Annotated in this window: 23 protein-coding genes; 8 read left to right on the top strand and 15 right to left on the bottom strand. The window is 64.9% G+C overall.

Annotated features, from left to right (window positions below):
• Positions 1-4: 4 nt before the first annotated feature.
• Both A5906_RS23320 and A5906_RS23315 read right to left on the bottom strand, forming a co-directional pair.
• On the bottom strand, positions 5-1111 hold the full coding sequence (locus tag A5906_RS23320; RefSeq protein ID WP_080137640.1) for an efflux RND transporter periplasmic adaptor subunit: 1107 nt from the start codon (positions 1109-1111) through the stop codon (positions 5-7).
• Positions 1112-1355: 244 nt separating this feature from the next.
• Entirely contained in the window at positions 1356-2687 is a 1332-nt protein-coding gene (locus tag A5906_RS23315) for an MFS transporter (protein WP_080137639.1), read from the bottom strand.
• Positions 2688-2766: 79 nt separating this feature from the next.
• Here A5906_RS23315 and A5906_RS23310 point away from each other — a divergent pair, with 79 nt between their 5' ends.
• A complete protein-coding gene (locus A5906_RS23310) occupies positions 2767-3195 on the top strand; it encodes a ribosomal maturation YjgA family protein (RefSeq protein ID WP_080137694.1) in 429 nt (142 codons plus the stop codon).
• A gap of 88 nt (positions 3196-3283) precedes the next feature.
• On the opposite strand, the gene A5906_RS23305 is transcribed toward A5906_RS23310, so the two are convergent.
• The 3 genes from A5906_RS23305 to A5906_RS23295 all read right to left on the bottom strand — a co-directional run bounded on the left by A5906_RS23305 (position 3284) and on the right by A5906_RS23295 (position 5188).
• Positions 3284-4450, bottom strand: a complete 1167-nt coding sequence (locus tag A5906_RS23305) for a winged helix-turn-helix domain-containing protein (RefSeq protein WP_080137638.1) — start codon at positions 4448-4450, stop codon at positions 3284-3286.
• A gap of 115 nt (positions 4451-4565) precedes the next feature.
• Positions 4566-4820: a hypothetical protein gene (locus A5906_RS23300; RefSeq protein ID WP_080137637.1), complete on the bottom strand. Its 255-nt coding sequence runs from the start codon at positions 4818-4820 to the stop codon at positions 4566-4568.
• A gap of 122 nt (positions 4821-4942) precedes the next feature.
• On the bottom strand, positions 4943-5188 hold the full coding sequence (locus A5906_RS23295; RefSeq protein ID WP_080137636.1) for a hypothetical protein: 246 nt from the start codon (positions 5186-5188) through the stop codon (positions 4943-4945).
• Between the two features lie 137 nt (positions 5189-5325).
• On the opposite strand from A5906_RS23295, the gene A5906_RS41630 reads away from it, so the two are divergent.
• On the top strand, positions 5326-5631 hold the full coding sequence (locus A5906_RS41630; RefSeq protein ID WP_136615439.1) for a hypothetical protein: 306 nt from the start codon (positions 5326-5328) through the stop codon (positions 5629-5631).
• Positions 5628-6269 (top strand): OmpA family protein, encoded by a 642-nt coding sequence (locus tag A5906_RS23290; RefSeq protein WP_080137635.1) that lies wholly within the window; start codon positions 5628-5630, stop codon positions 6267-6269. The genes A5906_RS41630 and A5906_RS23290 overlap by 4 nt, the downstream gene beginning before the upstream one ends.
• A gap of 54 nt (positions 6270-6323) precedes the next feature.
• On the opposite strand, the gene A5906_RS23285 is transcribed toward A5906_RS23290, so the two are convergent.
• Positions 6324-7754 (bottom strand): phospholipid carrier-dependent glycosyltransferase, encoded by a 1431-nt coding sequence (locus tag A5906_RS23285; protein WP_080137634.1) that lies wholly within the window; start codon positions 7752-7754, stop codon positions 6324-6326.
• A 51-nt stretch (positions 7755-7805) separates the two neighbouring features.
• Here A5906_RS23285 and A5906_RS23280 point away from each other — a divergent pair, with 51 nt between their 5' ends.
• Together A5906_RS23280 and A5906_RS23275 are read left to right on the top strand one after the other, a co-directional pair.
• Complete coding sequence (locus tag A5906_RS23280) at positions 7806-8507, top strand: FecR family protein (protein WP_080137633.1); 702 nt, start codon at positions 7806-7808, stop codon at positions 8505-8507.
• Positions 8508-8510: 3 nt separating this feature from the next.
• On the top strand, positions 8511-9623 hold the full coding sequence (locus tag A5906_RS23275) for a hypothetical protein (protein ID WP_080137632.1): 1113 nt from the start codon (positions 8511-8513) through the stop codon (positions 9621-9623).
• A gap of 125 nt (positions 9624-9748) precedes the next feature.
• Here A5906_RS23275 and A5906_RS23270 read toward each other — a convergent pair whose 3' ends face one another.
• The 3 genes from A5906_RS23270 to A5906_RS23260 all read right to left on the bottom strand — a co-directional run bounded on the left by A5906_RS23270 (position 9749) and on the right by A5906_RS23260 (position 11350).
• The gene (locus tag A5906_RS23270) at positions 9749-10237 is read right to left on the bottom strand and encodes a VOC family protein (protein ID WP_080137631.1); all 489 of its coding nucleotides are present in this window, start codon (positions 10235-10237) and stop codon (positions 9749-9751) included.
• 34 nt (positions 10238-10271) lie between these two features.
• A complete protein-coding gene (locus A5906_RS23265; protein WP_080137630.1) occupies positions 10272-10700 on the bottom strand; it encodes a VOC family protein in 429 nt (142 codons plus the stop codon).
• A gap of 137 nt (positions 10701-10837) precedes the next feature.
• Positions 10838-11350, bottom strand: coding sequence for a cupin domain-containing protein (locus A5906_RS23260; protein WP_080137629.1), 513 nt, complete (start codon positions 11348-11350; stop codon positions 10838-10840).
• A gap of 128 nt (positions 11351-11478) precedes the next feature.
• On the opposite strand from A5906_RS23260, the gene A5906_RS23255 reads away from it, so the two are divergent.
• Positions 11479-11697 (top strand): CsbD family protein, encoded by a 219-nt coding sequence (locus A5906_RS23255; RefSeq protein WP_080137628.1) that lies wholly within the window; start codon positions 11479-11481, stop codon positions 11695-11697.
• Between the two features lie 175 nt (positions 11698-11872).
• Here the strand turns inward: A5906_RS23255 and A5906_RS23250 are convergent, their stop codons facing one another.
• The 5 genes from A5906_RS23250 to ggt form a co-directional block, all read right to left on the bottom strand.
• On the bottom strand, positions 11873-12337 hold the full coding sequence (locus A5906_RS23250) for an FKBP-type peptidyl-prolyl cis-trans isomerase (RefSeq protein WP_080137627.1): 465 nt from the start codon (positions 12335-12337) through the stop codon (positions 11873-11875).
• Between the two features lie 61 nt (positions 12338-12398).
• Positions 12399-14687: a xanthine dehydrogenase family protein molybdopterin-binding subunit gene (locus A5906_RS23245; protein WP_080137626.1), complete on the bottom strand. Its 2289-nt coding sequence runs from the start codon at positions 14685-14687 to the stop codon at positions 12399-12401.
• Between the two features lie 2 nt (positions 14688-14689).
• Positions 14690-15706, bottom strand: a complete 1017-nt coding sequence (locus A5906_RS23240; RefSeq protein ID WP_080137625.1) for an FAD binding domain-containing protein — start codon at positions 15704-15706, stop codon at positions 14690-14692.
• 4 nt (positions 15707-15710) lie between these two features.
• Entirely contained in the window at positions 15711-16274 is a 564-nt protein-coding gene (locus A5906_RS23235) for a (2Fe-2S)-binding protein (protein WP_430642412.1), read from the bottom strand.
• 221 nt (positions 16275-16495) lie between these two features.
• Positions 16496-18082, bottom strand: a complete 1587-nt coding sequence (gene ggt, locus A5906_RS23230; RefSeq protein WP_080137693.1) for a gamma-glutamyltransferase — start codon at positions 18080-18082, stop codon at positions 16496-16498.
• 219 nt (positions 18083-18301) lie between these two features.
• On the opposite strand from ggt, the gene trhO reads away from it, so the two are divergent.
• Together trhO and A5906_RS23220 are read left to right on the top strand one after the other, a co-directional pair.
• Entirely contained in the window at positions 18302-19099 is a 798-nt protein-coding gene (gene trhO, locus A5906_RS23225) for an oxygen-dependent tRNA uridine(34) hydroxylase TrhO (RefSeq protein WP_080137623.1), read from the top strand.
• Positions 19089-19307, top strand: a complete 219-nt coding sequence (locus tag A5906_RS23220) for a SlyX family protein (RefSeq protein ID WP_080137622.1) — start codon at positions 19089-19091, stop codon at positions 19305-19307. The genes trhO and A5906_RS23220 overlap by 11 nt, the downstream gene beginning before the upstream one ends.
• Positions 19308-19330: 23 nt before the next feature.
• Here A5906_RS23220 and A5906_RS23215 read toward each other — a convergent pair whose 3' ends face one another.
• Positions 19331-21235 carry a sensor domain-containing diguanylate cyclase gene (locus tag A5906_RS23215; RefSeq protein ID WP_080137621.1) on the bottom strand — a complete coding sequence of 635 codons (1905 nt, stop codon included), beginning with the start codon at positions 21233-21235 and terminating at the stop codon, positions 19331-19333.
• Positions 21236-21311 lie beyond the last annotated feature (76 nt).

Genomic DNA, 21311 nt, shown 5'->3' with positions numbered 1-21311 from the left:
GGACCTAGAAACTCAATGACGACACGACCCGCACCCGCTGGCCCGGATCGAGCTTCTGCACGCCGAGGGCGACGATCTTGGCGCCCTCATCGACACCGCCGGTGATGACGACGTCGTTGCTCTCATAGGACTTCACCGTCACCGGCTTGAGCGTGACGCCGCCGTTGTCGTCGACGACGTAGAAGGACGGCTTGCCACCTTCGTTGAACAGCGCCGACAGCGGCAGCCGCGCGACGCGCTCCGTAGCAGCGTCCGACAGCGTCAGCGTCGCGGTCATGCCGAGCGCGACCTTGTCGTCGGCCTCGGGCAGCGAGAACTTTGCGAGATAGGTGCGCGTGGCGGGATCGGCGGCCGGCGCGATCTCGCGCAGCTTCGCAGCGTACTTCTTGTCCGGCTCCGACCAAAGAGCGACGCTGGCGACGCCCGACTTGGCGCGTCCAACCAGCGTCTCAGGGATCGCGACGACCGCTTCCTTCTCGGCAAAGCGGGCGACGCGGATCGAAGCCTGGCCCGCGGCGACCACCTGGCCGGGCTCGATCAGCGTTGCGGTGACGACGCCACGGGCGTCGGCAACCAGCGTCGCGTAGGAAAGGGAATTCTTGCTCAGCTCGAGCGCGCGCTCGGCGCGATTCAGGCGGGCGCGGGCTTCGTCCGCCGCAGCACGGCTCGAGTCCATCTGCGCGTCGGTGGTCCAGCCCTTGGCCTTCAAATCCTTGGCGCGCTGCTCGGCGGCGGCGGCCTGGGCCAGCACGCCGGTCGCGGCGGTCTGTTCCGCCAGGGCCTGCTCGGCTTGGAGCTTCAGGTCGACCTCATCGAGGGTGGCGAGCGGCTGACCGACCTCGACAGTCTGGCCGACTTCCACCAAGCGCTTGGCGACCTTGCCGGCGACGCGGAAGCCGAGATCGCTCTCGATGCGGGGCCTGACGGTGCCGACGAAGCTGCGCTCCGGGGTCTCGGCATCATAATGGGCGGTCGCCACCAGAACCGGCCGCGGCGGGTCGGCCTTCTCGGCGACGGTGTCATTGCAGCCGGCCAGGGAGGCAGCCATCAGGGCCAGCGACACACCCGCCAAAAGCTTGGAATAGCTGGACAAAACGGACCGGACGAACATCGGAGGACACTCCTTCGGCTGCAATGAGAGGAATGTCGACTAATCACTGATAAAAGTCAATAATCGTCAGTCATCAGGAAAGCGTGATCGTTAAGGGGTGGTAGGGATTTAGGAAAAGCCTTGCTGCGGAGGTGCTATCGTAAGGTGAGCTAAGGTAGCGTCCCATCAAAGCGCCACCATCGGGGAAAGATGGTGGGCACGGCGCGCAAAGGGCGCGCCTTTGCCCACCCCAGGAAGAATCCCCTCACCGCCCCTGATCAGCGAACTCGTGCTTGGTGTCGTGGCCGCCCACAAACACCAGGATGCCGGCGAGCAGCGGCAGGACCGCGAGGACCAGCAGACCGGTCGAGGTCTGCCCCGTCGCCTCCTTGACCCAGCCGATGAGATAGGGACCGCCGAAGCCGGCGAGGTTGCCGATCGAGTTGATGAGCGCAATGGCACCGGCGGCGGCCGTTCCGGAGAGCCAGGCGGTCGGCAGGGTCCAGAACACGCCGAAGCAACAGAACACGCCGATCGCGGCGACCGTCAGCGCCACCATCGTCATGGTGGGATCGGTGAGATAGGAGGAGACGCCGAGCGCGACCGCCGTGAGCAGAAGCGGCGCGCCGACATGGAACACGCGCTCGCGCGTGGCATCGGAATGACGTGCCCACAGGATCATGGCGATGGTGCCGAACAGATAGGGAATCGCGGTGACGAAGCCGGTCTGCGCATTGGTGAGACCAAATGCCTTGACGATCTGCGGCAGCCAGAACTGCATGCCGTAGAGCGCCCCGACGAAGCCGAAATAGATCAGGCTGAGCGCGATCACCTTGGGCGAGGACAGCGCCTCGCCGAGCGACAAGTGCTTCACCGCCCGCTTTGCCGCGATTTCGGAATCGAGCTTTGCCTTGAGCCAGGCCTTCTGCTCGGCCGAAAGCCAGTCCGCCTTCTCCGGCTTGTCGGTGAGATAGAACCAGGTGACGATGCCGAGCAGCACCGAGGGGATGCCCTCGATGATGAACAGCCACTGCCAGCCCCTCAGCCCCATCAGACCGTCGAGCCCGAGCAGCAGGCCCGAGATCGGGGCGCCGATCACGGTCGAGACAGGAACGGCGATGGCAAAGGCAGCGAGGAAACGGGCACGATATTCGGCCGGATACCAATAGGTGAGATAGAGGATGATGCCGGGGAAGAAGCCGGCTTCGGCGACGCCCAGCAGGAAGCGCAGGACGTAGAAGCTGGTCACGCCGCTGACCATGGCCATCAAGGCCGAGATGATGCCCCAGGTCACCATGATGCGGGCGATCCAGCGGCTGGCGCCGAATTTCTCCAGCGCCAAGTTGCTCGGCACCTCGAAGATGAAATAGCCGATGAAGAAGATGCCGGCGCCCCAGGAGAAGATCAGCGGCGTGAACTTCAGCTCCGCATTCATGGTCAGCGCGGCGAAGCCGAGATTGACGCGGTCGAGATAGGAGAAGAAGTAAGCCAGCACCAGGAACGGAATCAGGCGCCAGGAGATGGCGCGGATGGTCGAGGTCTCGATTTCGCTCTTGGCAGCGCCGGCGGAACCGGCATAGGTCGTGGTCTGGCTCATGGCTTCCCCCCGGGCTGTTGCTTTTATGGGCTGGCTCGCGGTTTTCCGCATCGCGGGCGAAGAGTCAATGGAGCGAGCAATGCACGGGACGCAACCAGTTAACTCCACTGCACCGCTCCGGACATCGCTGATCCGCGCCGCCCTCGTCCCGGTCGTGATCGCCTGCGGGCTGTCCCTGCGCTGGTACGGCTTTCCGCTCGGACTTCCCGCCTTCGTGGTGAAGTACGGTGGCTCGCTGCTCTGGGCGACGATGGTGTTTCTGCTGGTCGGGGTTCTGCTGCCGCGGCTGACGCGAATGCAGATCGCAGCCATTGCGATGGCGATTGCGGTCGTCGTGGAATTCTCCCGGCTGGTGCACACGCCCTGGCTCGACGCATTCCGGCTCACCACCACCGGCGCGCTGCTGCTCGGGCGTATCTTCTCGCTGTGGAATCTGATGGCGTATGCGGTGGGGATCGCGCTTGCGGTTTGGCTCGATCGGCTCGGCCAAATTCGCAGGGTGGGGTAGCGCAGCGTAACCCACCTCTTCTGTCTCCGAGGATCCGAACCGTGGTGGGTTACGCCTTCACCCAACCCACCCTACGAAGGCGCATCCTTCAGTCGGCCAGCTGAAACCGCTCGAAACGATCGAGCTCGTCCTCGATCACGCGCTTCAGCTCCTTGCGTCCCGCGGTCTTCCTGCCCTGCCCGACCCAGGTCCATTTCTGCATCAGGAGCTTCTTCGCCTGGCGGTCGGTCTTGAGGTCGAGCGCGGCGACGATCTCGTCGCCGACCAGCACCGGCAGCGCGAAATAGCCGAGCTTGCGCTTGTCCTTCGGCAAATAGGCCTCGAACAGATGGTTGTAGCCGAAGATGAGATTGGTGCGCTTGCGCTGGATGATCAGCGGGTCGAACGGCGAAAGGATATGGACGAGATCGGGCGGCGGCCTCTCCCTGCCCGCCTCCAGCACCGCGGGGGCGGCCCAATGCTCCTGCTTGCCGGCGCCGTCGATCGCGACGGGGACGAGCTCGCCGCGGCGGACGCGCGCGGCGATCAGGGGGGCGACCGTCTTCTTGCTCGGCGCGTCGAGATGGCAGATCGAATCGAGGCTCACCACGCCCTGCGAGCGCAGCGCGCGATCGAGCAGATAGGTCGTGATGTCCCTCGCGGAGGCCGGTTTCGGCAGCTTGTCCCAGCCGAAATGACGCGTCATCAGCTCATAGGTCTTGAGCATGCCCTGGCGCTCGCTGACGGTCGCAATGCCGGTGTAGAAGGCCAGCTGCAAGGCTCGCTTCGAAGGTTTTCGACTCTGCCAGAGGTGCTCCTTCTCGGTGAGCACGTCGTCCTCGATGTCGCGGATCGTCAGCGGGCCGGCGCGCAGCAGCCGCATCACCTTGCGCGTGTCGGCAGGCTTGACCGAGGCATACCATTTGTGGCCCTCGCGGCGGTGCTCGCGCATCGCAGGCAGAAAGATGCGGAAGTCGCTGGCCGGGACGTAAGAGAGCGCATGGGTCCAGTATTCGAACACGCTTTTGTCGACGCTCTGGGCCTGACGCAGATCGGCGCGGCGATAGGACGGAATGCGGCTGAACAGGATGTGGTGGTGGCAGCGCTCGATGACGTTGATGGTGTCGATCTGCACATAGCCGAGATGGGCGACCGCATCCGCGACGGCCTGCGGCCCCTCGCCGAACGGAGTGCGTTCATCCAGCCGCTGGGCATGCAGCCAGATCTGCCGGGCCTGTTTCGTGGTGAGGGGGAGAGGTTTGGGCGCGCGTGACATTGCAGGACACAATGTAGCGGGATTCGCGCCAAGAGAAAGAACGGGGCAAAGCGGCAGTCCAACAAAAAGCCGCGCTGCCAGCTGCTGACAGCGCGGCCGGATGGCGCGGCTCGTCCTACTTCATCGACATCGCCTTCTGCGACTTCATGTAGTGCATGCAGGCGCTCTTCATCTTGCCATTGCTCATGTCCGTATTGGCCATGGCCATTTCCTTGTTCGCCGCCATCTTCGCCGGCGTGTCCGGCGTGCCGCCCATCGTGGCGGCGGTCTTCATCATGTTATCGCTGGTGCACGCCATCATGGCGGCGGATGCCGGGGACAGTGAAAGAGTGAACGCGACAAAGGCGGCGGTCGTGAGCAAGATCTTCATTGAAAAGTCTCCTACGTAAAACGAAACCGGCGTCATGCCGGCCTTCGCAATTACGTATTCTCTCGCGCGGACGTTTCGCGGAGAAGACAATTTTCTTGCTGCAGCGCAAAAGCAGAAGGCGGTCAGCGGCTTTCCTTCGGCGTCTTGGACCGGCTGCCGAGGCTGCCTGTGGCGACATCCGGCTCACACGACGCCTTGCCGCGCCCTTCGGACTGGCAGCGATAGACGCTGCCGGTGAGACGGTCGACCAGCCACATGTTCTCGTCGGTCGGCGCTTCCAGGCCGACATAGCGCGAGGTGAGGCTCGTGATCAGCGTCGATAGCAGGATCGCCAGCGCGATCATCGCCGCGCCGATATAGATGGGCATGGAGCTCAGGGACACAGTCCGATCCGGCGGGCCACTGCGATAAAACTGGTAGTCGCGCTGATAATCACCTGGCCTCGGCACTGGACGGAACTCGGCTCCCTTCATTCGCTCTTGTCGGACAAGGCATCGTGCTAGGCATGCATCTGGCCGAAAAATTGTTCGCAGACTGGCCATCGCGCGACAGCTTTGCGACGATCGGTGAGCACAGGTTTCGCAGCGTGAACCGGCCTTGCGGTTCGCGGCGGCTATCCGTGGTGATTTGCGTCACGCCCGGACAACCGCAGCTTGAACCCGCCATGCGGCAGAAACCCGCAAAACTCGCCAGGATGGCGCCGGAAACCGCCATTTCCACCGTGACAAAGATCACACTCGGCCTTTTGAACCTGCCCTATGCTCGCAGCATCAAATCGCCATCAGGCATTACAGCGAGGATACGACAATGACCCGTTTCGATAAGTTTTTTGGACTGAAGGCGATCACACTCTCCGCGGCGCTGTCGATGACGGCGGGCCTGGCTCTGGCCGGCGACAACAACATCTCAACCGACAAGATCCTGGATGCGCTGAAGCCGAAGCCGGCGACCCGGGGCCTGTCCGTCGGCCCGCAGGCCGATCCGACCGCGCAAGCCAAGGAAGCGACGTTCCTGAACACGGTGCGCAACCGCGCGACCCGGTCGCTCTCGACGGGCGAGCGCGAGCAGATCGCCGAGCTAGCTGCGACCAAGCCGAAGATCGATCTGGAGATCCAGTTCGACTACAACTCGGCCGACATCGCCAAGACCTCGGTGCCGTCGGTGCAGGCGCTCGGCAAGGCACTGTCCGACCCGGCGCTCAAGGGCTCGACCTTCGTCGTCGCCGGACACACCGACGCGATCGGCGGCGAAGAGTACAATCAGGGCCTCTCCGAACGCCGCGCCGACACCATCAAGAAGTACCTGGTGCAGAACTACGGCCTCAACGGCACCGATCTCGTCACCGTCGGCTACGGCAAGACCAAGCTGAAGGATACCGCCAACGGCGCCGACCCGATCAACCGCCGCGTCCAGGTCGTGAACATGGACACCAAGACCGCCTCGAAATGATTTCCAGCCGTCGCGCGATACACGCCGCCTGCCGCATCCCGGCAGGCGGCGATGTCATATCCAGCTCTGGAACAGCATCAGGCGGTTGAAGGTCTGCATCGACGTGCCGATGAAGGCTGCCGAGATCGGCAGCATGACGGCAAAGCCGGTCGCGGCGACGCCGACATAGGCCCATAACAGCCAGCGCGGCATGCCGCCCCGGCGCAGGACGTAGACCAGCGCGAGCGAAGCCGCGGTCGCGGCCGGCAGGTAGTAGTAGATGAATCCAAGCGTGCGCGGCAGCAACGCCCAGGCAAGCCAGGGGCCGAAATAGAACGCCGCGATCAGGAACGCATCCCAGCGCCGAGCGACGACGAAATCGCGCAACACGATGGCGAGCGCGGCCAGCGCCGGCCACGCCACCAGCGGATTGCCGAGGAAGACGACCGCGGAGACGTTGTCCTCCGCTGTCTTGTCGAACAGGAACCACACCGGACGCGCGAGCAGCGGCCAGGACGGCCACGAGCTCATATAGGTGTGGCCGGCGATCGCGGTGGTGGTGTTGTCGGCAAAGATCCGGCGCTGCGCCTCGACCAGGTCCGGCAGCGACAATCCATAGAGCGGGACGAACGCGGCGAGATAGGTCATCGCCGGCAGCACGGCGAAGCAGAGCGCGACGTGCAGCGCGCTCAAGCCTGGCCAGAGGCCGGGTCGGTACCAATCGTCCGGCTTCGCGTCAGCGAACAGCGTGCGCCAGCCCTGCATCAGGCGAATCACAGCGACGATGACGATGCATACGCCGAGCGGAAACAGGCCGCTCCATTTGCACGCCGCCGCCAGGCCGAACAGGGCGCCCGTCACCGCGAACAGCGCATGTGGCCGCTCTTTGCGAAAGCCATGCATGAAGGCGGCGGTCGCGAGCAGGCCGAGGCCGAGCGCAAAGATGTCGAGCATCGCGATGCGCGCCTGCACGTAGAGCATCTGGTTGAGGGCCGCGATCAGCGCGGCGGCGATCGCCGGCCCCTGCGCTGCAAACAGCGCGAGCCCGCACAGATAGATCGCGACGACGGCGAGTGCGCCGAACAATGTCCCGGGATAGCGCCAGGCAAACGCGTTGTCGCCGAAGGTCTCGATCGACGCCGCCATCAGCTCCTTGGCCAGCGGCGGATGCATCGGATTGAGCATCGGCTGCGACATGACGGGTGCCAGCATCTGCCGCGCGGCCGGCACGTAATGCACCTCGTCGAAGACGAATTTATCCGGCGTCGTGAGTCCGATCAGCAATGCCAGATGCGCGATCAGGAAAATCGCGACAGCAATTGCTGCGCTCCGCGACAGTTTCGGAACCGCAGGCAATTCGAGCGTCTCTTGTGGGGCTGTTTTGCGTGGCAAATCTGCTTCACCGCGGAGAAAAATAGGGATGACGCTTTTCATTGAACGCATTCCGCTGCAACTGTCACTAAGCATAGCGCACGTCCCGCGCCGCTTGTGATAATTCCGCCACATCGGAAGCGTGCGCGATCCGGTACGATCAGGGACACATCGATCGGTTGCGAAATGAATCTGCGTTTCTGGCTTTACCCCATACTGCTGTCGGCCGCTCTGTGCGCGGCGCCTTGCGCGCAGGCGCAGACGCGCGTCGGCGAAGCCGTCGTGATCCAGAACGAGGTGGTGCGCGTGGCCGCGACCCCGATTCCGATCAGCGTGGGCGACAGCATGCTGCGCGACGAGACCGTGCGCACCGGCGCCGATAGCGCGGCGCGCTTCGTCATGGCCGACAGCACCAATCTGTCGCTCGGGCCGAGCGCCACGCTGAAGCTCGACCGCACCGTCTTCAACGACGAGCACAGCTATCGCGACGTCGCGATCCGCATGACGACGGGCGCGTTCCGCTTCGTCACCGGACATTCCGAGAAGACCGCCTACAAGATCACGACGCCGCTCGCGACCATCGGCGTGCGCGGCACTACGCTCGACATCCTGTCCCAGCGCGGCCGCTCGGTCGTCGTGCTTCAGGACGGCGCCGCCAGTGTCTGCACGACGAACTTCCAATGCGTGCAGCTGACCCAGCCCGGTGAGACGGCGATCATCACATCGACCGGCGGCAAGATCAGCATCAGCAAGACGAACACGCCGCCCTGGACCTTCGCCGCCAACTGCGCCGCAAGCGCCGGGCTGTGCGCGGTCAACCAATATGCCGACGCCTCGCCGACCATCACGCCCGCCGTCCATGACGACGGCATGCTGTGCGGGCGCTGATCGATGGTGATGCCCCGCATCCGCCAGCTGCTTGCTGCCGCCGCGCTGATGGCCATGGCCACCGTGACGCTGACATGGGGTGTGCAGCCGGCCCCTGCCGCAACCGTGATCCGGACGAATTGCGAGACAAATTGCTCGCCGACGCCCACACCGGCCTCCAGCCCGTCACCGTCCTCGTCGCCCTCGCCGGTCCCGTATCCGTCGCCGAGCCCGACACCGACCGGCGCGGATTCCAGCGGCAATTCGATCGGCGGTCTCGCGGGTCAGCGCTTCAACCAGATGATCACCAACCGGGTGCTCGGCACGGTGCTGCTCGGCGTCAACGAGCAGGTCAATTGCAGCGACTGCATCAGCGCGTTCGGCTCGGCCGGCTCGTTCTCGGCCGGCATCCACGGCCGCAAGGAACTGACCAACAATCTGTCGCTGCTCGCCGGCATCGCCTACACCCAATACAATGAGGGCGGCTACAAGATCACCAGCGCGCCGATCGGCGCCTTTGCGCTGCGTTATGACTTCACCGACTGGGGCTCCTCGCGCCCGTTCTTCGACGTCGGCACCATCCTGACGCCGTGGGAGAAGGCGCGCTATACCCGCAGCTACGACACCAGCCTCGGCCCGGTCAGCGTCACGAGCTCGACCAACGCGTCGAACTACGCGGTCTATGGCCGCGCCGGCTGGATGAGCCGGGTGTCACCACGCGACGAGGTCGCGGCCTCGATCGAGATCTGGCAGCTCTGGCAACGCGTCTCCGGCTATAGCGACAGCGCGGTGGCGCTCAATCCGTTCGACGCCAGCATCGCGACCGGCACCGACCGCACCAGCCTGGTCAAGATCGGCGGCCAGTGGACGCATCTGTTCGGCAGTAACATCGAGACCAACATCAACGGCGGCTGGGTGCAGTCGTTCGCTGGCCATAGCGGCATCGTTGCCACGGTGACCGGCAACGGCACGGTGGTGCCGACCATGGGCAACCAGGGCTGGTTCGAATATGGCGGCCGCCTCGGCTTCCGGGTGCAGAAGGGCTGGATCGTGGACCTTTTCGCCAACGGCACGCTGGGTCCGCAGCCGGTCGGCAACACCATTCACGGCGGCGTGGGGCTGAGGATTAATTACTGAAGCGCCTAGGCACGATCCCGTAGGATGGGCAAAGCGACAGCGTGCCCACCCAATTCTCGCAATCGTAGATGGATGGTGGGCACGGCGCTCTGCGCCTTTGCCACCCTACGGCATCTACGTTGATGTCACGCAGCCGACTTGCCCTCGAACGCGCGCCGCAACACCTCCACATCCGGCTTCACCATCTTCATCATGGCCTGCATCGCACGCGCGGCGGCGGCCTTGTCGGGGCTGGTGAGAAACTCGAACATCACCTTCGGCACCACCTGCCAGGCGACGCCCCAGCGATCCCTCAGCCAGCCGCACTGCTCCTCCTTGCCGCCATGGGCGAGGAACGCGCTCCAGACGCTGTCGACCTGGGCCTGGTCGTCGCAATGGATCATCAGCGAGATCGCGTGGGTGTACTCCATCTTCATGCCGCCATTGAGCGCGACCAGGGGCTGCCCAGCCACGGTGAACTCGACGACGAGCACCGAGCCCGTCTTGCCGGACGGGCCGTCCGAAACATTGCGCTGAACGTGGTTGATCTCGGAATTCGGCACGAGCGAGGTGTAGAACTTCGCAGCTTCCTCGGCATCGCCGTTGAACCACATGCAGGGCACGAGCTTGGACATCGTGAATGCTCCTCTTCAGCTGGCTTGGTTTCGCTCAGGCGTTCGCCATGTCGGACTGCGCGGCGAAGGCCGCAAGGTCCATCCAGTTCACACCCCACATGTGGCCGTCCGGGTCCTCGAAGCTGCGGCCGTACATGAAGCTGTATTCGTCCTTGGGGCTGGGATCGGCCACCCCGCCTGCAGCCGCGGCCCGTGCGACCATATCGTCGACCTCGCTCCGGCTGTCGGCGGACAGGCAGAACAGCGCCTGGTTCGAGGTCCTCGCGTCCGCGATTGGCTTCGGCGTGAATTGACGGAATTTGTCGTGGGTCGTCAGCATCGCGAAGATGGTCTCGGAAAAGACCATACAGCTCGCCGTGTCGTCGGAAAATTGCGGGTTCCTGGTCGCGCCAACCGCCTCGTAAAAAGCTGTCGCGCGCTTGAGGTCGGTCACGGGCAGATTGAGGAAGATCATCCTGGGCATCGGAAACTCCTTGGGCGGGGTTCTGCCCAAGGACGGATGGCCCAACGGCCATCCGACACGGCTTCCGGATATTTTTTGAGGCTGCGGCCGCGCGGTTCTGTCGCGCAGGGCTGCACAGGCTTTCAGCCAGGCCTTACTTACTTCTTCTCGTTGGGGTCCCGGTGCACCGGGTCGATCCACAGCACGGTCTCGGGCTTTTCGACCGGCTCGATGTCGAGGTTGATCGCGACCGCCTCGCCGTCGCTGCGCACCAGCACGCATTCCAGCACCTCGTCCGGGCTGGCGTTGATCTCCTGGTGCGGCACGTAAGGCGGGACGAAAATGAAATCGCCGGGTCCGGCCTCGGCGGTGAACTGCAGGCTCTCGCCCCAGCGCATCCGCGCCTTGCCCTTCACGACATAGATGACGCTCTCGAGATGGCCGTGGTGATGCGCACCGGTCTTGGCATCGGGCTTGATGCTGACCGTGCCTGCCCACAATTTCTGTGCGCCGACGCGCGCGAAATTGATCGCGGCCGCTCGGTCCATGCCTGCCGTCGACGGCACGTTGGTGTCGAGCTGGTTGCCGGGAATGACGCGCACGCCGTCATGTTTCCAGCGATCGTCGTGATCGTGGTCATGGTGGGAATGCGAATGGTCATGGCCGGTCATTGGTCTTGCTTTCTGTTGGTTCCGTGCGCGGCAAACTAACCCAAAGCCGCCTCCGCAAGCCATACCAAATTCGGAACCCTCGTAGCCGCCTGACGTTGTCCTCGCACGCAAAATGGAAGGAGAGTTTCATGGGTAGCACGAGCGACAAGATCAAGGGCAATGCCAACGAGGCGATCGGCAAGGCCAAGCAGGGCATCGGCGAAGCGACCGGTTCCGAGCGCTTGCAGGGCGAAGGCGCGGTCCAGGAAGTCAAGGGCAAAGGCCAGAAGGCCATGGGCGATGCCAAGGACGCCGCGAAGGAGGCGATGGATCGCGCCGCGGCCGCGGCGCGTCGCGCGGCGGAGTGACGCCTGCAGGTTTGAAAACGAAAAGACCGGCCGCGAGGCCGGTCTTTTTGTTTGTCTTGCTCAGTCATCCCTGGGCGATGCGTAGCATCGAACCCAGGATCTCGAGATTCCCCGGTGCGCAATTGCGCACCTGAGGTCTGGTCCTTCGGACCATCGCGGAATGACGCGCGATGCGTCACTTCACCGCGAGCAATTCCACGTCGAACATCAGCGTTGCGTTCGGCGGGATCACGCCGCCGGCGCCGCGCGCGCCGTAGCCGAGCTGCGGCGGAATGATCAGCGTGCGCTTGCCGCCGACCTTCATCGAGGCGACGCCTTCGTCCCAGCCCGCGATCACGCGGCCCTTGCCGATTGGAAACTCGAAGGGCTCCTTGCGGTCGACGGACGAGTCGAATTTCTTGCCCTTCTGGCCGTTCTCATAGAGCCAGCCGGTATAATGCATCACGCAGATCTGGCCGGGCTGCGGCGAGGCGCCGGTGCCGACATTGGTGTCGATGATCTGCAAGCCTGAAGCTGTTGTCATGGTCTTTCCTGCGGTCTGGGCCGAGGCCGTGGTGGAAACGAAATCGGACACGCTGACGATCACGGTGATCGCGAGTGCCGACATGATAGCGAGGAGCACGCGCTGGAAACGCTGCATAAGACACCTTCCATTTGAGGCGGGAGGTGTCTAACCCAACGCGGTCGCCGTTTCCACCCCTTTAGACCTCGATATTTTCCAGCCTGACCGGGAGCTTGCGGATGCGCTGACCCGTGGCGTGATAGAGCGCATTGCAGATTGCCGCGTTGGTGCCGACATTGGCGAGCTCACCGAGGCCCTTCGCGCCCGCGGGATTGATGTGATCGTCCTGCTCCGAGAGCAGGATCACCTCGACGCCGGCGACGTCCGCATTCACGGGCACGAGATAGTCGGCAAGATTGTCGTTGACGTAGCGCGCATTGCGCTCGTCGATCTCGGTGGCCTCCAAAAGCGCCGAGGACATGCCCCAGATCAGGCCACCCATCAGCTGGCTGCGCGCCGTGCGCGGGTTCATGATACGGCCGGCCGCGAACGCGCCGACGAGGCGAGGACAGCGGATTTCGTGCGTGAAGCGGTTGACCCTGACCTCGACGAATTCGGCGCCGAAGGCGTAGGCGATCTTGTCCTTCATCTGATGGCCGCCGACAAGACGGACGTGCCCGCTGTGCATGGCCCGGAACGAATCCAGCGGCGCGCCCTCCGGCTTCCACTCGCCATATTCCTCGACCACGCCGACGCCGAGCGTGTCGAAGGCCTTCTCGAGATCGAGCGGACGATCGCTCTTCGCCGCCTGGGTCGTCGGCGCCTGGCCGATGCCAACGGTCTCCTTGGCCTTGTCCGTGAGACTGTCAGGCATCACGGCCTTGAACAGGCGCTGGCGAATCTGGTCGCACACCATCATCACAGCCGAGCAGGTGCTGGCGGTCGAGTTCGAACCTCCGGCCACCGGCGCGGGGGGCAGATCGCTGTCGCCCATGAACACCGCCACCTTCTCCAGGGGCACGCCGAGCCGCTCGGCCGCGGTTTGCGCGATCACCGTATAGGCTCCGGTGCCGATCTCATGGCCGGCGATCTCGACGCGGGTGCGGCCGTCGCGCTGGAGGCGCACACGGGCGGCTGCCGGCCCCATCTGGGTCGGATAGCAGGTCGCCGCGCAGCCATAGCCGATCAGCCAGTCACCCTCTGCCATCGATTTCGGCTGCGGCGATCGCTGCGCCCAGCCAAAGGCTTTGGCCGCTTCGTCGAAGCACGCCATCAGCGAGCGCGACGTATAGGGTTTGCCGCCGATCGGCTCGTTGGTGGTGTCGTTGACGCGACGCAGCTCGACCGGGTCCATGTTCAGCTTCACTGCGAGCTCGTCCATCGCACTTTCCAGCGCGAACAGATACGGCACCTCCGGCGGCGAGCGCATGAAGCCCGGCGTATTGCGGTCGGCGCGCACGATCGACACCAGGCTGTCGACATTCGGGCAGGCATAGAGCCGCGTCGTTGTCTTGGTGCCGCCGACACAATAGGCATCCGCGCGCGAGGAGAGTTCGGCGCCCTCGTGCCTGAGCGCCACCAGCCTGCCGTCGCGGCTGGCGCCGAGCTTGATCTCGTGGCGGGTCTCGGCGCGATAGGTCGTGATGGTGAAGCCCTGGTCGCGGGTCGCGACCAGTTTGACCGGCCGGTTCAGCCGCCTGGCGATGCCAGCAATGATCGCGGTGCGCGGCGTCATCGAGCCGCGCGAGCCAAAGCCGCCGCCGACGTAAGGGTTGACCACGCGCACCTTGCCGGCGTCGATGCCGAGCTGCTCGGCAACGCCGTTCTTCAGGCCATAGACGTACTGGCTGGGCTCGTAGATGACGAGATCGTCGCCGATCCAGGCACAGCTCGTCGTGAACAGCTCCATCGGATTGTGGTGCTGCGTCGGCGTGTCGTAGGAGGCGGTGAGCTGTATCTCGGCCGCCTCGAACGCCCCCGCGAAGTCGCCGACCTTCGGGTCTTCCTTGAATTGCGCATTCTGCCCCTTGGCGGCGGCGGTCGTCGTACCCGGCGAGTCGAAGGTCGCGCTGGGGGCTGCAATCGTATAGCGGACCTTGACGCGGTTGGCCGCTTCCCGCGCGGCCTCATAGCTTTCGGCAATGACGACCGCGATGATCTGGCCGTCATGGGCGATGTCGGGCGACTTCAACGGCTGGATCGTGGTTCCTGCATAGCCGCCATTGCTGAACAGTTTTGATTCCTTCAGCTTCGGCGCATTCTCGTGCGTGACGATGTCGATCACACCGCGGACAGCCCTGGCATCGTCGAGATCGAAACCATCGACGCGGCCCTTGGCGATCGCGCTGGTGACCAGGAAAGCATAGGCCGGATTGGCCAGCGGCATGTCGGACGCGTAGGTCGCGCGCCCCGTGACCTTCGAGACCGCATCGTATCGCGACAGGGGCTTGCCCATATTGGCCTTCGGCTCGGGAGCTGCAGCAGTCATGGTCAGATCTCCATCGCTACGGCCTGCTGGAGCGCGCGGGCCACCACGCGCTTGCCGAGCGCAATCTTGAAGCTGTTGTGCCGGCGGCCGCGCGCGTCTGCAAAGGCCGCATCGGCAGCGCGCTGCGCCAGGCCGTCGTCGAATTTCTGTCCCTTCAGCAGCGTCTCCGCCTCACGGGCGCGCCAGGGCACCGTGGCAACGCCGCCGAGCGCGACACGCGCATCCCGGATCGTGTCATCCTGCAGGTCGAGCGCGATCGCAGCGGACGACAGCGCAAACTCGTACGACTGCCGGTCCCGCGCCTTGAGGTAGACCGAACGCGGCCAGCGGCCGGAGACGGTAAAGGCCGAGATCAGCTCGCCCGGCTGGAGCGCGGTCTCGACGTCGGGCGAATGGCCCGGCACCTTGTGCAGCTCTGCGAAGGGCATGCTGCGGCTGCCGGACTTGCCCATGATCTCCACAGTCGCATCCAGCGCGATCAGCGCCTGGGCGAAATCACCGGGATAAGTCGCAATGCACTGGTCGGAGATTCCGAGCACCGCATGCATGCGGTTGACGCCGTCCATTGCGGCGCAGCCGGAGCCGGGCTTGCGCTTGTTGCAGTTCTCGTAGGAGACGTCGCGAAAATAGCTGCAGCGCGTCCGCTGCATCACGTTGCCGCCGAGCGTTGCCATGTTACGCAACTGGGCGCTGGCGGCGAGCTTCAGCGAATTGGCGATGACAGGATAGTTGCGCTGGATCTCGTCATGCGCGGCGACATCGGACATCTTCGCGAGCGCGCCGAGCCGCAGGTTCTCGCCATCAGGCGAAATCGCCGACCAGCCTTGCGCGAGCGGATTGATATCGACGATCGCAGTCGGCCGCATCACGTCGAGCTTCATCAGGTCGATCAGCGTGGTGCCGCCGGCGAGCGGCTGTGTCGTGGCCTGGGTCAGCGGATTGTTGGCCGCGGCAGCTGCGCTGAGCGCCTGCACCGCCATGTCAGGGTCCGTCGCCCTCTGATACAGGAAAGGTCGCATGCGACTAGCCTTTCAATATCTCGGGCGCGGCCTGCTTCACGGCCGCGACGATGTTGGGATAGGCGGCGCAGCGGCAGATGTTCCCGCTCATATATTCGCGGATATCGGCCTCGGAGGCCGCATGACCTTCCTTCACGCAGGCAATCGCCGACATGATCTGGCCGGGCGTGCAATAGCCGCATTGGAACGCATCGTTGTCGACGAACGCCTGTTGCATCGGGTGCAGGCGATCGTCGGTGGCGAGTCCTTCGATCGTCGTGATCTCCTGCCCTTCGGCTGCGAGCGCCAGCGTCAGGCACGACACCACGCGGCGGTCACCGATCAGCACCGTGCAGGCGCCGCACTGGCCGTGATCGCAGCCTTTCTTGCTGCCGGTGAGGCCCATATGCTCGCGAAGTGCGTCGAGCACGGTCGTGCGCGCGTCGATGCGCAGGCGCCGCTCCTTGCCGTTGACATTGAGCGTGACGTCGACCGGGGCCGACGGATCCTGCACGGCCGGTGCGGGTGGATCCGGCGCGGCCGCGCGCGCCGTAATCGGAACAAGCGCGCTGCCGGCGGCGCCAGCCATGAAGGCGCGTCGGTCGAATCCGGATGGTGTGGAACTCGAATTGTCGGGCATGAACGGCCTCCGCCGCTTCGGATCAGGCAGCGCACACCTGCGCCGCGTCTCGCCCTTAACCTGGAGCGATGAGCCCCGTTCCGAATGAGAAAGGGCGGCGCAGCAGATGCCGCGCCGCCCTCCGTCAATTTTTCCTGATCGTCCGCGAGGAACCGTCTCGCGACCGGCGATCAATAGCCGAGCGCGCAGCCATCCTTGCGCGGATCCGAGCCGCCGGTGAGCGTGCCCTTGTCCCAGTCGATCCAGATCGCCTGGGCGCCGCCGAGCGGGCCGACCACGCTGGTGGTCTTGTGGCCGAGCTTCTTCAGGCCTTCGACAACCGCAGCCGGCACGCTGTCCTCGAGCTGGTACTGGCCCTCGTAATGGAGGCCGCGCGGCATGTCGATCGCCTCCTGCACGTCGCAGCCGTAATCGAGGATGTTGGTCAGCAGATGAGTCTGGCCGGTCGGCTGGTACTGGCCGCCCATCACCGCGAACGACATCGTGGAACGGCCGCCCTTGGTGAGCAGGCCCGGCATGATCGTGTGCAGCGGACGCTTGCCGCCCTCGATGCAGTTGGGGTGGCCGGGCTGGATGCGGAAGCCGCCGGCGCGGTTCTGGAACAAGACGCCGGTCTTGTTGGAGACGATCGCCGAGCCGAAGGAATGCGCGACCGAATTGATGAACGAGCAGACGTTGCGGTCCTTGTCCACCACCGTGATGTAGATGGTCGAGGGATTCATCGGCGGGGCGACATTCGGCAGGTCGAGCATGCCGTCCATGCGGATCTTGCCGATGTACTCGTCGGCAAAACCCTTCTCGAGCATCTCGGCGACGTTGATCCTCATGTGCTCGGGCGAGGCGACATGCATCTCGCGATTCATGTAGGCGATGCGCGCAGCTTCCGCCTCGAGATGGAAGCGTTCGACGCTGACGGGCGCGTACTTGGTCAGGTCGAAGCGCGACAGGATGTTGAGCATCAGGAGCGCGGTGACGCCCGGACCGTTCGGCGGGCACTGCCAGACGTCGTAGCCCTTGTACATGGTGCCGATCGGCGTGGTGACTTCGGTGGTGTGCGCGGCGAAATCGTCGAGCGTGTGCAGGCCGCCGATGCCGCGCAGGGTCTCGACCATGTCCTCGGCGATCGCGCCCTTGTAGAAGGCGTCGCGGCCGTCCTTGGCGATCGCACGCAGCGTCTTGCCGAGCTCGGCCTGGCGGATGACGTCGCCGGCCACCGGCGGCTTGCCGCCCGGCAGCAGGTAGCGCACGGTGTTGGTGCCGTTCTTCAGCTTCTCGAACTGGTTCTTCCAGTCAAAGGCGATGCGCGGGGCGACGACATAGCCTTCCTCCGCCGCCTTGATCGCCGGCTGGAGCAGGCGGTCGAAGCCGAACTTGCCGTGGTCGCGCAGCACGGTCGCAAAGGCGTCGATCACGCCGGGGACCGAAACCGCATGCGCCGAGGTCAGCGGCACGGAGGTGATCTTGCGCTCGAGATACCAGTCGGCGTTCGCCGCCTTCGGGGCGCGCCCGGAGCCGTTATAGGCGATGATCTTGCCTTCGCCGCGCGGCTGGATCAGCGCAAAGCAGTCGCCGCCGATACCGGTCGACTGCGGCTCGATCACGCCAAGCAGGGCCGAGCCGGCGACCGCCGCGTCCACCGCCGTGCCGCCCTCGCGCAGCACCTCGATCGCGGCCAGCGAGGCCAGCGGATGCGAGGTCGCGACCATCGCGTTGGTGGCGTGGACCGTGGACCTGCCGGGGAAATGGAAGTTTCTCATCGAATTCTTGCTCTCATTAGGCTGTCTTGCGGCTTTCTTGGCCGTGGATGCGCGCGCCGCGCCGTCTCGGAAAAACCGGGTCTTCATGACACATTCCGGCGGCCCTCGGCAATGCTGGCATGCCAGGGAAATGGCTGCCATCCGCTGGGCGTATAGACCTTTTTCGAGCCGGGACCATGCGGGTTTTCCAGGCGGCGGCCGCCTGCTAAACGAGCCACCATGATCACCAAGGTCTGCGCCTTCTACCAATTCGCCGCCCTGCCCGACTACCGGGAGCTGCGCGAGCCGCTGCGCGCGCTCTGCGCCGGCCTTGCGCTGAAGGGCAGCGTGCTGTTGGCCGAGGAGGGCATCAACGGCACGATCGCGGGCGCGCCCGAGGCAATCGACACGTTCGCCCACGAGCTCGCACACGGCGCCCTATTCGGCGGCCGGCTGAACAATCTCGAATTGAAGTTCTCGACTGCGGCGGCAATGCCGTTCGGCCGGCTCAAGGTGCGGCTGAAGAAGGAGATCGTCACGCTCGGTGACGCCGCCGCCGATCCGACGCGCCAGGTCGGCACCTATGTCGATGCGCGCGAATGGAACGCGCTGATCGCAGCCCCCGATACGCTGCTGCTCGACACCCGCAACGCCTTCGAGGTAGCGATGGGCACGTTCGAGGGCGCGGTCGATCCTGAGATCAAGAGCTTTGGTCAGTTCAAGGAGTTTGCCGCGCAGAAGCTCGATCCGGCCAAACACCGCAGGATCGCGATGTTCTGCACCGGCGGCATCCGCTGCGAGAAGGCGAGCGCGCACCTGCTCGCCCGCGGCTTTGCCGAGGTCTATCACCTCAAGGGCGGCATCCTGAAATACCTGGAGGTCGTACCGGAGGCGCAGAGCCGCTGGCGCGGCGACTGTTTTGTGTTCGACGAGCGCGTTGCGCTGGGCCATGGCCTGCAAGAAGTTGGCCTGCAAGAAATCGGGCTGCAAGAAATTAGGCTTCGCGAACGGGACGAGGACGCGGCACGTGACGAATGAGATCAAGACGCTGAGCGAGCGCATCGACACGCTGGAGATGCGCATCGCCTATCAGGACGACACGATCGAGACGTTGAACCAGACCATCACCGCGCAGTGGAAGCAGATCGACATGCTGACGCGGAAGATCGCAGAGCTCGGCGAGCGGCTGCAGGAGGCCGAGGCCCATGCGCCGGGACCCGCCAACGAACGTCCGCCGCATTATTGAGCGATGTTGCTGCGGGAGGACCGTTACTGTCCCGCCGCCTTGGGCAGCAGGTTCGTGACCTCGCCTGACATCATCAGGCGATCGCGGCCGGTATCCTTGGCGGCGTAGAGCGCACGGTCGGCAGCCTCCACCAGCGAACCGGCCCCGGCGGTGCGCTCGAACGCGGGACAGCACGCCGCACCGCCGAGCGAGACGGTCACATATGCAGAAAGCGGGCTCGATGCGTGAGCGAGGCCCTCCCGGTGAATGGCCTCGCGGATCCGTTCGCCGATCCGGGCGCAGCCGGCGGCGTCGGTGTTCGGGAGCAGCACGGCGAATTCCTCACCGCCGTAGCGCGCCGCCAGATCGCCGGTGCGGAGCATCTCGGCCGCGAGGATCCTTGCGACCACGCGCAGGCAGACATCGCCCGCGGGATGGCCGTATTCGTCGTTGTAAGCCTTGAAGTAGTCAACGTCGACCATCAGCAAAGAGAGGCTGGAGCGGTCGCGATAGGCCCTCGCCCATTCCTCCTTCAGCCGCTGGTCGAAGCGGCGGCGGTTGGCAAGTCCGGTGAGGCTGTCCTCGATAGCAAGCGTCTCGAGCCGGGTCTCCAGCTGCTTGTGCTCGGTGATGTCGCGCGAGATCGCGACCACGCCGTCGACACGGCCGTTGTCCTTGCGCGTCACCCGCATGGTCGATTCGAGCCAGACTTCGCCCTTCTGCCGGTGCGAGTTGCGGTAGGTGACGCGCACCTCCTCCTTCTGGCCGCTCTTCATGGCATCGACGAGGGCCTGGACCTGTGGCAGGTCGTCGGCATGAACGCCCGCGAGCGCGGGCGTTCCGATCAACTGGTGGGCCCGCCAGCCGACAACACGAACCGACGAGGGCGAGACGTAGCGCAGCCGCTCGTCGAGCCCGATCCGGGTCACCATGTCGCTGGAGCCTTCGGCGAGCAGGCGGAAATGCGCTTCCTTCTCGACCAGGGCGGCCGCCATGCGCTGCCCGCGCTGCAACTGCCGCACCAGCACCGCGCCGATGATCGCGATCAGCAGGACCAGCGCAAGCACGTAGAGCATGCGGGAAACCGCGGCGGCGCGCCAGGGCGCCAGCAAAGCATCCTTGTCGACGGTGGCGAGCAGGAAGAACGGATAGCGGCTGGAGCGCTTGAAGAAGCTGACGCGTTCGGCGCCGTCCAGCGGCGATTTGAAGTGATAGGCGCCACTCGGCCGTTGCAGGCTCGGGTTGCGAAACAGCGGCTTGTCGGCGACGCTGCGTGCGACGAATTTCTCGTTGCTCGGATAGCGCGCGACGATCAGGCCGTCGTCATGTGTCAGCGACACGGAGCTGTTGCGGCCGATCTCGAACTGCTCATAGAAATGCGACAGATATCCGGAGCTGATGGTCGCGAGCACCACGCCGCCAAAGCTGCCGTCCGCCTTGTTGAAGCGGCGCGACAAGGTGACGACCCATTCGCCGTCGATCAGGCTTTTCACGGGGCGTCCGAAATGGGGCTCGCGCTTCGGCGAGAGCTGGTGCTGGCGGAAGAACGCGTCGTCGCTGAGCGTCGAGCCGATCGTGCCGGGCGAGGTCAGGCAGTTGCCCTGGTCGTCGATGATGGCAAAGCTGTGCACACGCTCAATCGCCTTCTTGCGCACCTCCATGAGGTTTCTGAGCTTGGCGATCGTGGCGGGCCCGGTGCCGTCCATCTCCAGCCGGCTGACGACGCCGACGACGCCGGAATCGAGCAGATCGAGGCTGTCCTCGGCATGCTGCGTCAGTGAGCGCGCAACATTCGCCATCTCGGTCTCCGCGCCCTTGAGCACGGCATCGCGCGCGGCCCATTCGCGCCAGGCGCTGACGCCGAGGATGGTCGCGCAGGTCAGCACGACGAACGCCGCCGCGCGTAGCGGCAGGCGGCTCCATCCGGCTCTTTGGGTAGCGGCGCTCATGCGGCAGAATTTCTCCGATCGATTCGGAAACTCTGCCGCTTCTATTAGGGAACTCTGAAATCACTACCGGAATACG

Origin of the sequence: Bradyrhizobium sacchari, from assembly GCF_002068095.1 — a bacterium.
GTDB classification, from domain to species: domain Bacteria; phylum Pseudomonadota; class Alphaproteobacteria; order Rhizobiales; family Xanthobacteraceae; genus Bradyrhizobium; species Bradyrhizobium sacchari.
The sequence above is the reverse complement of the archived record's forward strand: the minus strand, read 5'-3'. Positions and strand labels throughout refer to the sequence as shown.

What these genes read in the sequence shown, in the direction of transcription:
- A5906_RS23320 (WP_080137640.1), bottom strand. Translation starts at nt 1,111, where the DNA reads ATGTTCGTCCGGTCCGTTTTGTCCAGCTATTCCAAGCTTTTGGCGGGT.
- A5906_RS23315 (WP_080137639.1), bottom strand. Translation starts at nt 2,687, where the DNA reads ATGAGCCAGACCACGACCTATGCCGGTTCCGCCGGCGCTGCCAAGAGC.
- A5906_RS23310 (WP_080137694.1), top strand. Translation starts at nt 2,767, where the DNA reads ATGCACGGGACGCAACCAGTTAACTCCACTGCACCGCTCCGGACATCG.
- A5906_RS23305 (WP_080137638.1), bottom strand. Translation starts at nt 4,450, where the DNA reads ATGTCACGCGCGCCCAAACCTCTCCCCCTCACCACGAAACAGGCCCGG.
- A5906_RS23300 (WP_080137637.1), bottom strand. Translation starts at nt 4,820, where the DNA reads ATGAAGATCTTGCTCACGACCGCCGCCTTTGTCGCGTTCACTCTTTCA.
- A5906_RS23295 (WP_080137636.1), bottom strand. Translation starts at nt 5,188, where the DNA reads ATGCCCATCTATATCGGCGCGGCGATGATCGCGCTGGCGATCCTGCTA.
- A5906_RS41630 (WP_136615439.1), top strand. Translation starts at nt 5,326, where the DNA reads ATGCATCTGGCCGAAAAATTGTTCGCAGACTGGCCATCGCGCGACAGC.
- A5906_RS23290 (WP_080137635.1), top strand. Translation starts at nt 5,628, where the DNA reads ATGACCCGTTTCGATAAGTTTTTTGGACTGAAGGCGATCACACTCTCC.
- A5906_RS23285 (WP_080137634.1), bottom strand. Translation starts at nt 7,754, where the DNA reads ATGTGGCGGAATTATCACAAGCGGCGCGGGACGTGCGCTATGCTTAGT.
- A5906_RS23280 (WP_080137633.1), top strand. Translation starts at nt 7,806, where the DNA reads ATGAATCTGCGTTTCTGGCTTTACCCCATACTGCTGTCGGCCGCTCTG.
- A5906_RS23275 (WP_080137632.1), top strand. Translation starts at nt 8,511, where the DNA reads ATGGTGATGCCCCGCATCCGCCAGCTGCTTGCTGCCGCCGCGCTGATG.
- A5906_RS23270 (WP_080137631.1), bottom strand. Translation starts at nt 10,237, where the DNA reads ATGTCCAAGCTCGTGCCCTGCATGTGGTTCAACGGCGATGCCGAGGAA.
- A5906_RS23265 (WP_080137630.1), bottom strand. Translation starts at nt 10,700, where the DNA reads ATGCCCAGGATGATCTTCCTCAATCTGCCCGTGACCGACCTCAAGCGC.
- A5906_RS23260 (WP_080137629.1), bottom strand. Translation starts at nt 11,350, where the DNA reads ATGACCGGCCATGACCATTCGCATTCCCACCATGACCACGATCACGAC.
- A5906_RS23255 (WP_080137628.1), top strand. Translation starts at nt 11,479, where the DNA reads ATGGGTAGCACGAGCGACAAGATCAAGGGCAATGCCAACGAGGCGATC.
- A5906_RS23250 (WP_080137627.1), bottom strand. Translation starts at nt 12,337, where the DNA reads ATGCAGCGTTTCCAGCGCGTGCTCCTCGCTATCATGTCGGCACTCGCG.
- A5906_RS23245 (WP_080137626.1), bottom strand. Translation starts at nt 14,687, where the DNA reads ATGACTGCTGCAGCTCCCGAGCCGAAGGCCAATATGGGCAAGCCCCTG.
- A5906_RS23240 (WP_080137625.1), bottom strand. Translation starts at nt 15,706, where the DNA reads ATGCGACCTTTCCTGTATCAGAGGGCGACGGACCCTGACATGGCGGTG.
- A5906_RS23235 (WP_430642412.1), bottom strand. Translation starts at nt 16,274, where the DNA reads ATGGCTGGCGCCGCCGGCAGCGCGCTTGTTCCGATTACGGCGCGCGCG.
- ggt (WP_080137693.1), bottom strand. Translation starts at nt 18,082, where the DNA reads ATGAGAAACTTCCATTTCCCCGGCAGGTCCACGGTCCACGCCACCAAC.
- trhO (WP_080137623.1), top strand. Translation starts at nt 18,302, where the DNA reads ATGATCACCAAGGTCTGCGCCTTCTACCAATTCGCCGCCCTGCCCGAC.
- A5906_RS23215 (WP_080137621.1), bottom strand. Translation starts at nt 21,235, where the DNA reads ATGAGCGCCGCTACCCAAAGAGCCGGATGGAGCCGCCTGCCGCTACGC.